This window comes from Bacteroidota bacterium, from assembly GCA_018692315.1.
Classification (GTDB): domain Bacteria; phylum Bacteroidota; class Bacteroidia; order Bacteroidales; family JABHKC01; genus JABHKC01.
In genome coordinates this window covers 1-13,329 of the sequence record JABHKC010000080.1, presented here as the reverse complement: position 1 = coordinate 13,329, position 13,329 = coordinate 1, and the positions used below count along the sequence as shown (strand labels likewise).

General features: G+C 31.7%; 8 protein-coding genes. 3 read left to right on the top strand and 5 right to left on the bottom strand.

What is annotated here, in order from left to right:
- Window positions 1-931 (top strand): hypothetical protein (locus tag HN894_06540; protein MBT7142979.1); only part of this gene is annotated, 931 nt, incomplete at its 5' end.
- Between the two features lie 136 nt (window positions 932-1,067).
- Here HN894_06540 and HN894_06535 read toward each other — a convergent pair.
- Window positions 1,068-1,493 (bottom strand): hypothetical protein, encoded by a 426-nt coding sequence (locus HN894_06535; GenBank protein MBT7142978.1) that lies wholly within the window; start codon window positions 1,491-1,493, stop codon window positions 1,068-1,070.
- 45 nt (window positions 1,494-1,538) lie between these two features.
- Window positions 1,539-2,216: a 2-C-methyl-D-erythritol 4-phosphate cytidylyltransferase gene (locus tag HN894_06530; GenBank protein ID MBT7142977.1), complete on the bottom strand. Its 678-nt coding sequence runs from the start codon at window positions 2,214-2,216 to the stop codon at window positions 1,539-1,541.
- Between the two features lie 80 nt (window positions 2,217-2,296).
- Here HN894_06530 and HN894_06525 point away from each other — a divergent pair, with 80 nt between their 5' ends.
- A complete protein-coding gene (locus HN894_06525; protein ID MBT7142976.1) occupies window positions 2,297-2,953 on the top strand; it encodes a DUF2461 domain-containing protein in 657 nt (218 codons plus the stop codon).
- Between the two features lie 110 nt (window positions 2,954-3,063).
- Complete coding sequence (locus tag HN894_06520) at window positions 3,064-5,556, top strand: endonuclease MutS2 (GenBank protein ID MBT7142975.1); 2,493 nt, start codon at window positions 3,064-3,066, stop codon at window positions 5,554-5,556.
- 78 nt (window positions 5,557-5,634) lie between these two features.
- Here HN894_06520 and HN894_06515 read toward each other — a convergent pair whose 3' ends face one another.
- From HN894_06515 to HN894_06505, 3 genes are all read right to left on the bottom strand, one after another.
- The gene (locus HN894_06515; GenBank protein ID MBT7142974.1) at window positions 5,635-7,344 is read right to left on the bottom strand and encodes a Na/Pi cotransporter family protein; all 1,710 of its coding nucleotides are present in this window, start codon (window positions 7,342-7,344) and stop codon (window positions 5,635-5,637) included.
- A gap of 362 nt (window positions 7,345-7,706) precedes the next feature.
- Complete coding sequence (locus tag HN894_06510) at window positions 7,707-8,717, bottom strand: PorP/SprF family type IX secretion system membrane protein (GenBank protein MBT7142973.1); 1,011 nt, start codon at window positions 8,715-8,717, stop codon at window positions 7,707-7,709.
- Window positions 8,718-8,803: 86 nt separating this feature from the next.
- Window positions 8,804-13,329 (bottom strand): T9SS type B sorting domain-containing protein (locus HN894_06505; protein MBT7142972.1); only part of this gene is annotated, 4,526 nt, incomplete at its 5' end.

Genomic DNA, 13,329 nt, shown 5'->3' with positions numbered 1-13,329 from the left:
GGGTCAACATGCTCCGTTTCTCGAAAGCCGCCGCCGCAAAAAAGGGGTCAACATCTGCCGGAATGACAGACAAATTTCACTCAGAAAAACAACATTTTTTTTATCGCTCGGAGGGGGTCAGCTTGCTCCGGTATATCCAAACATTGCAGATAATGCTAAAATCTTAGAAGTTATAGCTGGAAAGGATGAAAATGATACCACCAGTTCATATAATAAGATTGGGAATTATTCCATAAAAAGTGAAATAAAAGAGAAATTTAAGATTGCATATTTCGAAGAAAATCTTGAGCACGAAAAATTAGATTTAGAGATTAAAAGCAAATTTCTTGAAACAATTAGCACTCTCAAAAACTGTGGTCATATGGTGAACTCTAAGAAATTTGAGTTGGCAGATTATTTAGTTCCTTGCTATTATGTTTTGACTACAGCGGAAGCATCGTCGAATTTGGCAAGATACGATGGAATTAAATACGCCTATAGAGCTTCTTCGATGGAAGACTATTTTTCACAAATTTCAGAAACAAGATCGCAAGCTTTTGGGAGCGAAGTGAAGCGTAGAATTATGGCAGGAACTTATGTTTTGAGCGAAAATGTTGAAGATGATTTTTACAAAAAAGCTCAAAAAATTCGCCGATTGATTTTTGATGAAACAAAAAAAATCTTTATGGATTACGATTTTATAATTCTGCCAACTACGCCAACAACTGCTTTTAGTTTTGGTGAAAAATTTCGAGATGCCACTTCAATGTATTTAGAGGATATTTTTAATGTTCAGGCAAATTTGTCCGGAGTTCCTGCAATTTCGATTCCGCTTGGAAAGCATTCGAATGGTTCACCCTTTGGAATTCAGATTTATGCAGATAGTTTTGAAGAGCAGAAACTTTATCAGTTTGCAAATTATTTGAATGATAAAATTATTAGCAATCTATAGGTTAAATATATGCCATTCATGCTATTTTCAGAATTGTCAAACTTCTGGGAAGTAGATTTTTAGATTGTACAAACAAAAAAAGACCTGCATTTATGCAGGTCTTTTTAAAAGTTCTTATGAATTAATAGAACTAAAATTATAACTTTTGAGGTTCTTTAGTAATCATTGTTTTTTCTAAAACTTCACCAACTCTTTTGAAAAATTTGTCAACCTCATTTTTTGCTCCTTCTGGCATTATTACCTCAGTAAAGTTGTAATCGTACTCGCCTTCGCGAACATTTACGGTAACTTTATACTTAATTTCTTCAGCAACATTATCAAGTTTTGTTGTGAAAAACCCAACTATCCAATCTTCATCAACATCCTTTTTAATAAATGTATTTTGCTCTTCTTCAATAAAAGTATTGAAAAAAACAAATGACCTATTATGTAGCTCATGTTGCGAATATTGCGTTAATTTTATAACATCTTTTTTTGCAACCTTATTATTTTGAGAAAAAATGTTGCTTGATAAGCCAAATACAAAAACTACCATTAACAAAACACTTAATACTTTTTTCATAACTAAAAGTTTTTTAAATTAAAATTATACGAAATTACATTAATATTATTGATATGACAAAAAATTCATAATTTTTTCAGCAGTTTCTAAATCAAAACTATCTGTTATTTTTATATTCTCAATATTTCCCTGAACTAAACAAATTGAATTTCCGGCAGCTTCAAAAACACGGGCATCGTCCGTAAAACTGCTTTCATATTTTTGTAAATATGCTTCTTTCAGTAATTTGAGATTAAATACTTGAGGAGTTTGAACCGTCTTGTAATTTTCTCTATTTACCGAAAAATTTCTATCTCCATCAACAAATCTGATAGATTCTTTGATGTCAACTACTGGAATCCCGCTATTCATTTTTTCTGCCGAATCGAAACAATTTTTAATAGTTTTGACATTAACAAGTGGACGAACTCCATCGTGTACAGCAACAAGGCCATTAATTTCAATATTTGAAAGAGCATTTTTTACCGAAAAAAACCTTTCTGTTCCGCCAGAAATGAGCTTATGTTTTATGTCAAAATTAAATTCCGAACATAAACTATTCCATCTTTCAAATTGATTTTCAGGTAAAACAACAAGAATTTCAATTTTATTATCGTACTGAAAAAATCTTGAAATTGTGTGCATTAAAACAGGTTTCCCGCATAGTAGTAAAAATTGTTTCGGAATTTTACTCTGCATTCTAATTCCGCTACCACCTGCAACAATCGCAGCAATTTTTTTCATATATCAATGACGTTTGGTTAATTTTGCGGTTGCTTTATATTTGCATTTAGTAAATTTACAAAAAATTAATTGACAAAATTATGATAAAAAAAGAAATATTTGAGTTCCTTGAAGGAATAAAAAATAATAATAACAGAGAATGGTTTCATGCAAATAAAGAAAAATACAATTTTGCAAAGACCGAATTTGAAACACTTGTTAATTCTTTAATAAGTGAAATTTCAATATTTGACAGCGATATTGAGAATGTTGTAGCAAAAGACTGTATTTTCAGAATTTTTAAGGATGTCAGATTTTCGAAAGACAAAACTCCATATAAACCAAATTTTGGAGCCTATATAGTTAGAGGTGGGAAAAAAAGCGGTTTTGCCGGATATTATCTTCATGTAGAGCCGAATATGTCGTTTCTCGGTGGCGGAGTTCATATGCCACAATCGCCTGAACTAAAAGCTATCAGGGAAGGGATTTTTAATAATGTAGTTGAATTTAAGAAAATCATTGCCAATAAAAATTTCAGCAAACATTTTAAAGAATTTTATGGCGAAAAATTAAAAAATCCTCCACGAGGATTTTCAAAAGAATTTCCTGATATAGAATTGCTTAAATACAAAAGCTATATTGTTGTGCATGAGTTGAGTGATGAAGAAATTCTTGGAAAATCTTTTGAAAAAATTGCTCTTGATGTATTTAAACTTATGAAGCCTTTTAATGATTTTATAAATAGAGCAATTTCATAAACTAATTGAAATTTTGAGATGAGAATTTCAAATGAAATTCTATTTAAGAATAAAATAAGGTTTTTGTATTTTTTCAATATTAAAACACCAAACACACTCAAAAAAAGCAAATGGTATATCCTCCCAATTTTGAATCGAAAATAGGATTTGAAAAAATTCGCAAGATGCTTAAAAATTTATGTATCGGCGAATTAGGTCGAAAAACAGTTGAGAATTTGCAATTTTCAAAATCTTTTGATCATGTAAAAACTTCAATTTCGCAGGTTGAAGAATTTGTAAAAATTATCGAAAACGAAAGTAATTTTCCGATAAATCATTATATTGATATTACTCCTTTTCTGAAAAAAATATATATTGAAGGAGCATATTTTGAAATTTACGAGCTGTTTGATTTTAAGCGTTCATTAGAGACAGGTTTTTCTTTAGCCCGATTTTTTGAAAATAAGTCTGAGGAAGATTTCCCAACATTAAAAAAGCTTTTTCAGAATATTTCACTCCCTCGTTTTGTTCTCGACAAAATAAATAAAACCATAAATAAACATGGTAAAATAAGGGACAATGCTTCACCAAGTTTGCAAAATATTCGAAATGAACTTTTTCAGAAACAGAGTGGCGTTTCAAAGCGAATGTCGCATATCCTTAAAAATATTCAGAATGAAGGTTTGGTAGATCGAGATGTGTCTGTAACCATTAGGAATGGTCGTATGGTTATTCCTATTAATGCCTCCAATAAGAAAAGAATTAAAGGTTTTGTTCACGACGAATCGGCAACTGGGAAAACTGCTTTTGTAGAGCCAATGGAGATTTTCGACACAAACAATGAAATTAGAGAATTAGAATATTCTGAAAAGAGAGAGATATTAAAAATTCTAATTGGATTTGCAAATTTTGTCAGACCGTATCTTAATGAGCTTTTCGAAATTTATCAACTTCTTGGAACAATTGATTTTATTCGTGCCAAAGCACTTTTCGCAATTCAAATTAAAGGAGTTAAACCAAAATTACAAAAAACTCAAGAATTAGAATTTCATCAGGCTATTCATCCTTTGCTTTTTATTTCTCATAGAGCAGAAGGAAAAAAGGTTGTGCCTTTAGATGTTAAAATTAATAAAAATCAAAGAATTATCCTGATTTCAGGACCTAATGCCGGAGGGAAATCTGTTTGTTTAAAAACTGTTGGCTTGTTGCAATATATGCTGCAATGTGGATTGCTAATTCCTGTGAATGAAGAATCAACAATTGGAATTTTTAGTAGGATTTTTATTGATATAGGAGACGAACAATCAATAGAAAACGATTTGAGTACATATAGTTCACATCTGCTAAATATGAAGTTTTTTCTGAAAAATGCCGATTCTGAAAGTCTAATTCTTATCGATGAATTTGGAACTGGAACCGAACCAATGCTTGGAGCTGCAATTGCCGAATCTATTTTGGATGAACTTAATTCATTGAAGATAAAAGGTGTAATTACTACTCATTATACATCTTTGAAACAATTTGCAGCTAATAATGAAGGCATTGAAAATGGAGCCATGCTTTTCGATAATCATAAAATGCAAGCGTTTTATAAATTAGAAATTGGAAAACCAGGAAGTTCTTTTGCATTCGAAATTGCTAAAAAAATAGGATTGCCTGAAAATATTTTGAAATTGGCAAGCGAAAAAGTTGGAAAAGACCAAACAAACTTTGATAAGCTTTTGAGAGAAGTTGTACGCGATAAACGATATTGGGAAAACAAAAGAAAAAAAATACGTCAATCGGAAAAAAAACTGGATGAGCTAATCGAAAATTATACGAACGATATAAAAGTTACTGAGAAGCAACGAAAAAAAATAATTAGAGAAGCAGACGAGGAAGCAAAAAAGTTGATAAATGGTGCAAATAAGCAAATAGAAAATACCATTCGTGAAATTAAAGAAACACAAGCTGATAAAGAAAAAACTAAAATAGCCCGCTTAGAATTAGAGAAATATAAAATTGAGCTTGAAAAGAAAGAAAAAGTTAATGAGAAAAGTAATGAAGAAAAAATTAAGAAAATTGAGAGAAAGGAAAAACAAATTCGGCATCAATATCCTGGGTTAAAAACATCTAAAATAACTGAAGAAAAACTACAGAAAAATATTGACAATACAATTAGGATTGGCGACAAAGTCAGATTGAAAGAACAAGATATTGTTGGAGAACTTGTTGAAATGAATGAAAAGAAATGGATTATTGCTTTCGGAAATTTAATGACAACGATTGAAAAAGATCAGGTTGAAAAAATTAGTTTTAAAGAATTTGCAAAACACAATCGAACTCCAAAAAGTTCGAAACTGTCTGTAGGATGGGACAAGCACGATAAAATGCTAAATTTCAAGCATAATATCGATATTCGTGGGAAAAGAGTTTATGAAGCTCTTTCGGCGATAAAGGAATACATAGACGAGGCAATAGTTTTGAATATAACTGAAGCAAAAATTCTGCATGGTACGGGGAATGGAATTTTACGACAATATATTCGCGATTACATTCAAACAGTTGAAAATATAGAATGGTTTGGAGACGAAATGGTTGAATTTGGCGGCTCGGGAATTACTGTTATTCGTTTTAAGAAATAGTTTTTTACACGAATAGCATCTCATTTTGTGATACAAACTTTCAAAAAATTTGAGTAGTTCCAATATGTAATAGCAAAATTAATTGTACTTAAATTTAAATTCTACAATTGCTTCTGTGATATTAATTAGATGATCGCCGATTTTTTCCGACAAGGCAAACAAGCCACTATATGAAACTCCAGCTAAATAGGAATAATCTCTCGAATTGACTTCTCTAATATGCTTTTCTCTCAATTCACTCCTATAAGAATTAATTGCTTCTTCTGCCTTTTGCGCTTCTTCAATTTGCACATTATCGTATTGATTATCAAGATTTTTGCACATAGTGTCGAGTGCATATTGTACCAACTCGAACATCTTGTCTATATTATTTTGAATATTTTGAGTATAGGCTGCTTTTTGGTTATTTCTTTTGTCAATGTTAAGTGCCATTTGTAAACACATATCTCCAACACTTTCCAAATCATCAACAATTTTTAGCATTGCCCTAATTCTTCTCGAACCACGCGAGCTTATTTCTCCTTCTGAAATTCGAGTAAGAAAATTGGCTATCTCAACTTCCATATTATCAGTTATCTGCTCATAATGTTCAATTTTCTTAAACAATTTTGTATAGTTCTTGCTTTTCTTCTCTACAAGAAGTTTTGGAATATATTCAAACATTGTGTTTACACGATTTCCGAAAACTGAAATTTCATTCTTGGCTTGCGTAATTGCAATTTCTGAAGTTGACAACAATGCTGAATCAATGTATTTTAGTCTAAATTCTTCGTCCTCTTCTTCTTTTTGGGGAACCAATTTTTCCACAATTTTAACAATTGTTGGGGCAAAACCAACTAAAAATAATGTATTTAAAATGTTAAATGTAGAGTGAAAAATAGAAAGTGCAATAGGTTTTGTTTCATTTGAATCGAATGGCGAAATCCCTTCACGAGTAGTGGTTAACCAATCAATTCCTCTCAAAAAAGGAAAAAATACAATCAAAATCCAAATTACTCCAATAATATTAAAAATTAGGTGGGCTCTTGCGGCTCTTTTTGCTGAATTATTTCCGACCATTGCCGCTAAATTTGCAGTTACTGTAGTACCAATATTTTCACCAAGAACCATCGCAGCAGCCATATCGAATGGAATTATTCCATTGTAGCACATTACAAGAGTAAGTGCCATAGTTGCACTCGAAGATTGTATTACCAGAGTTAAAACTGTTCCAATTATTACAAACAGGAAAACTGAAAAATATCCATATTGTACATAATTTGCAAGAAAATTAAAAATCTCCGGATTTGAATTCATATCAGGAACATTTTTTTTCAAAAAATTTAGTCCGATGAACAAAATTGCAAAACCAATTATTAATTCTCCCCACGATTTTAGTTTAGAATTGCTTGAAAAAAATAATGGAAATGCCAAGCCTATCAGCGGAAGTGAAATAACACTAAGGCTAAGTTTGCCGAAACCCAGCAAAGAAATTATCCAGGCAGTAACAGTAGTTCCAATGTTGGCACCCATGATTATACTTACAGCTCCAAATAATGAAATCAGACCAGCATTAACAAAACTTACAACCATAACTGTTGTAGCTGAAGAGGATTGAATTGCCGTGGTTACAAAAAATCCTGTAAATATTCCTCTAAATCGGTTTGCTGTCATTGAAGCAAGAATATTCCTCATTCTGCTCCCAGCAACTTTCTGAAGCGATTCGCTCATCAATTTCATTCCGAAAAGGAATAAGCCTAAGGACCCGATTAGAATTAAAATTTGTCCGATAATATTTATAACTGCCATAAAACCAATTGTTTACGCAAAAATTAATTAAGAATAAATTTAGCTACAAATAAAGAGTAAAAAATCAAATATTTGTCAACGTTCGCCATTTTTTTTTAAGATTCATGTAATATATTTTATTTGTGTGGAAGTTTTGAATCTATGCATTGCTAAGAAATAACTTGCATTTCAAGATTGATCATTTGCACGCAAACTTCGTTAAAAATACTCGTCGTAACTATGGTTATGCCTGTGTTTTTTGCCTTGTTATCGCACAAAATAACTTCGCTTGCTTTGGTCAATTTGTTTAGTGGCAAAGTCTTAGCCAAATAGAATTATTAAAATTTATAGAAGAAAATGGATGCAAAATGCTAAAACCGTACTTATTTTCCTCTAAAAAGGCTTTCTTCGAGGTTATATCCAAGTACAATTTCGTGGGTGCCAAAACTGTAAGATGTCATATTTTTGAATGAAAAATCATAGGAATAACCAAAGAAATAAAGACCATATTTTATTGAAAAAATTGAAGCCAGATCTCCATTGTTTCGATATGAAAGTCCGAATTGTATTTTTTTCAAAAACATTTTTATATTAAAATCAACTTGTGAGGCCGAGTAACTTGTAGATTTAATCAGAATTGATGATTGAATATCTAAATCTCTTTTAATATTGTATTTGTATCCGGCAGAAAGGTAATTATGTTTGACAATTTCGTTCACTCCATAATGATTGCCACCAAGTTTTACTTTTGCTTCGATCATATTTGCAATAGAATATCCAATAAAGTATTCGGAATTATAAAAATAAAATCCCAAGTTTAGGTCTGGTATCATTGAGCTTTCGATACCGTAAGTTAAGGCTTGGTCATCAATTGTAAAAGGCTGAAAATCTTCTTCGTTTAATCGAAATTGGAATAATGAGAGGCCTAATCCAACTGCAAATTTTGTTGCTTGATTTTTTCTATTTCTAAATCTTTTGAATTCGAAATGATATGCGCCGGTCAATAAAATGCCTGATCTTGTGAATGGCCCATTTTTGTCTGTAAATATCATTGCACCAATGGCTTCTTGTCCTTTAAAGCTTATTTTCTTTGTTTTTACAACATCTCCTTTTTTATTAAATTTAGTGGTGTTTCTTACTCTGCCTGTGTTATTATAGAAATTGGTTCTTCCTATTCTTGAGTGCATACTTAGAGTTGTGGTTTTTGGTGCGTCTTTTATTCCAATCCATTGCATTCGGGATGTTAATCTGATTGCGGAAAAATTATCGCTTCCTGTAACAGCCGGATTATATGCAAAACTGTTTGTAAGAAACTGACTATACATCGGCAGTTGCTGAGATTTAGCAGTAATCGAAACTAAAAATAATAATATGAATATTTTATATAACTTCATTTTTGTTTTTTAGAAATTGAAAATGAAAACATTAGCAACTTCTTTATAATTTTATTTCATTTTATAAATATTTTTTCAATACACTTTTACCTTAACACAGAAACATGTCCTACTATTGGTTCAATATTTCCGCCAAGCTTTACCACATACCAGTAGGCATTTATCGGGACTGGTTGTCCATCAGATGTTCCATTCCATTTATTATTATATCCTTTTTCAGATTTCCAAATCAACTGTCCCCACCTATTATATAATTCTACTTCAATATTTGGGTATAGGTGCGAACCTCTAATTTCCCACTTGTCATTCGCTCCATCTCCATTTGGTGTAATTACATTTGGAATGAAAATGCAAGCGTCATACAAATTTTGCAAATCAAACTCTTCATAATAGGTACATTGATTTGAATCGGAAACCACAATTGAATAATTGCCTGCATATAGATTTGATATTTCTTCAGTTGTTTTATTATTCGACCATAAATATGAATATGGTTCAATTCCTCCGGCAATATTAATTGAAATTAAGCCATCGTGAGAGTCAGGGCAATATGATTCTTGCGTACTGTAAACTACATCTATAGGATTTGGTTCGGTTATTTTAATTGTAGTATCTATTTCACAATTATAGAAATCTGAAATTGTTATTGAATAATTTCCTTCAAAAAGATTGTAAATATCTTCGTTTGTTGAGCCGTTTGACCACTCGAAAGAGTAGGGTGAAGTACCATTAAAAGTGTTAATCTCAATCATTCCATTCGAGTCGTTAAAGCATTTCACACCATATCCGCTATAGCTTGAAACACTTGCTTCCATCATTAGAGCATATGGTTGGCTAATAGTAAATGTGTCTATTAAAGTACAATTATTATTATCGAGAACAGTGAGAAAATATTGTCCAGCGTATAGATTGCTAATATCTTCGTTGCTAGAACTATTTGACCAATTGTACGAATATCCCGGTGTTCCTCCTTGGCATTGAATATCAATAAAACCTGTATTTTCTGAATAACATTTAACATCTTCAATGTTATCAATGGTCAATGATACAGCACTTTCAGGTTGTTGTATATAGAAAGTGTCTAACATTTCGCAATCGAATGCATCTGTAACAGTTAATATAAATTCTCCAAAGCCAAGTCCATTTAAGTCTTGAGAAGAAGAATTGTTTGACCATAAATAGGAATATGCCGGTGTACCTCCAGTTACTGAAATGTCTATTGAACCTGTAAATTGGTTATAGCAATCAACATCAATTATATCGTCCAATGAAATAATAATAATATCCATAGTTTGCGTAACAATAAATGTATCATACATTAAACAATCATTTTGATCGCTTACTATTACCGAATATGTATTGTTGATTAAATCGTTTATATCTTCTGTTGTAGCTCCATTGTTCCATATATATGTATATCCGGCAATACCACCAGAAACAGATATTTCAATTGAACCTGTAGAATCGCCAAAACAGAAAACGTTTGTAATATTATTAATAATTATTTCAATTGAATCAGGTTGGTTAATTGTATCATTGTAATTAAAGACACAACCATTATTATCTGTTATTGTGAGTTGGTAATTACCCACATTTAAATTCGAAATATTTTGTGTTGTTTCTGTATTCGACCAATTATAAAAATAAGGTGAGGTTCCACCTAAAGGAAATATATTGATTGAACCTGTTGAATCGCCAAAACATAATACATCAATAGCTGTGTCTGTAGTAGCAAGTAGTTCTGACAATGGCTGATTCACAATAAATGAATCAGTTAATGTGCAAAATTTTGTATCGGTTATTGTAACCAAATAAGTACCATTGCTTAGATTTACAATTTGGTTGGTTGTTAAAGAGTTGCTCCATTCTATTGAATATCCTGGGTTTCCACCATATATTTGTAAATTGATGGAACCACTTGTATCTCCATAACATCCAATATGCACAATCGAATCATCAATTGTTAATTCTGTTGGTTCAACTACGATAATACTGTCTATTTCTATACAATTATTAGCATCTGTTACAATAACTACATATGAATTTGCTTGAAGATTATTGATGTCTTGATTTGTTGAGCCTGTCGACCAAATATAGGAATATCCTGGAGTTGCTCCACTAATTGTTAAATCTATAGCTCCGGTAAAGTTCCCATAACAATCAACATCGGTACTATCTAATTCTAAGTTCAAACCGGATATTGGTTCAGTAATATTTACATTACTTACTAAATTACACATATTTGCATCCGTAATAGTTACATAATATATGCCAGCCAATAGAGAATCAATGTCTTCAGTTGTTGAACTTTCAGACCAAACGAAACTGTATGCAGAAGTTCCGCCAAATACCGATAAATCAATTGAACCAGTTGTATCTCCAAAACAATTCACGTTGACTGTTGTAATTGTGCTAGAAATAGGGAATTGGGGCTGATTTACGATTATACTATCAATGATATTACATTGATTAAAATCTTCTACAGTTACAGAATACCAACCAGCATTTAAGTTGCAAATATTTGTTAAAGTTACTCCATTCGACCATAAATATGAGTATGCACTTGTTCCTCCATAAGCTGAAACATTTGTGCATCCTGTAGTATCTCCGAAACATAAAACATCGACACTATCCAATTCTAATGAAAGTGCAGATAATGGCTGGATAATATTAAAACTATTAATCAATGTACAAGTGTGTTGGTCTGTTATTGTAACAAAATATTGCCCATATGGCAACTGATTATTATCCTGAGATGTAACACTGTTCGACCATAAATATGAATATGGGTTCGTTCCTCCACCTACAGTTAAACTTATTGATCCTGTTGAATCATTATAGCATAGTACATCAACAATAGTTTCAGTAATTGTCAATTCGTTTGGTTCACTAATAAATACTGAATCTATTTCAAAACAATTATTTGTATCTGTAATTGTAATGAAATAGTTGCCAGCAGCGATGTTCAGAAGATCTTCAGAAGAAGAAATGTTCGACCAGTTAAATTGATAGGGAGTTGTGCCGCCAAATACTGAGAGGTCAATAGCGCCTGTAAAGTCATTATAACAATTTAAATCAGTAGTAGCAATGGTATATGAAATTGGATTTGAAGGCTGGAATATGAAAATTGGTATTTCTGATGAGCAGCCAAAAATATCTGTTACAGTTACACCATAAAAATTAGCGGGTAGATTAGAAATATCTTCAGTTGTTTGCCCTGATGTCCACAGATATGAATATGGTGAACTACCACCCGAAACTGTCAAATCAATTGAACCAGTCGAATCTCCAAAACATAAAACATCAGTACTGTTTAAACTAAGAATAATTTCAAGGGATTCGCTAACAATAGTATCAATTATCAATAGACAAAGATTTCTATCAGTAATTGTAATAGAGTAATTCCCTGCTGGAATATTTGAGATATCCTGTGATGTTTCACCATTTGACCAGAGGTAAGAATACGGTGTTGTCCCTCCATATACACTTAAGTTTATGGCCCCGGTTGAATCTCCATAACAATCAATATTTACTATTTGCAATGATGATGATAATGCCGAATCTGGACCTGTTATTGTAATACTATCAACGATTGTACATAAATTAGTATCAGTTATTGTAACGAAATAGTTACCAACTGGAATTCCTGAAATCATGCTAACTGTCTGTCCATCACTCCATAAATATTGGTATGGGGTTGTTCCTCCACTTACATTTAAGGTAATTGATCCAGTTGAATCATTATAACAATCTACATTTAAAGTATCAATTTGTAAACTGAGAGGGAATTCTGGTTCAGAAATATTTACCATATCACTATATGAACAAGCATTTGCATCTGTAATAGTAAAATTGTAAATTCCAGTAGGTAAGTTGTTTATGTCTTCTACGGTTTGTCCATTAGACCATAAATAGTTATATGGCAAGGTTCCACCAGTTATTGTTAAATCTATTGAACCTGTTGAATCTCCTTGGCAAGCAACATTCACTTGAGAATATATTCCGGCTAATGCTTGCAAAGGTTCAATAATAACAAATGAAGCTGTTAGAACACATAAATTATTGTCAGTTATGGTTATATCATAATTTCCTGCCGATAAATTGGAAATATCTTCTATCGTTTGCCCATTTGACCAAATATATGAATAAGGTGATGTTCCTCCTAAAATATTAATATTAATTGAACCATCTGATCCGGCATTACATGATACATTACTAATTGTAACTGTTATATTCATGCTATCAGGTTCCGTAATTATAACTGTTATTGAATCGATACAAGCATTCGAATCAGTAACTGTACAAATATAAGAACCGGCTGGGAGTAATGAAATTTGATCGGTAGTATAATTATTAGACCATAAGTAACTAAATGGACTTGTTCCTCCAGAAACTAGTAAATTTATCATACCTGTGCTACCGCCATGACATAATACATTGTTAGAAGTATCTATTGCTATGGTAAGTAAACTAGGTTGCGAAACCGAATAGTTTCCACTTGCAGTACATCCATCATTATCAGAAACAGTAACATTATATAAACCTGCACTTAATCCTGAAATATCTTCAGAAGTTTCGCCGTTCGACCACAAATAATTATAAGCCGAAGAGT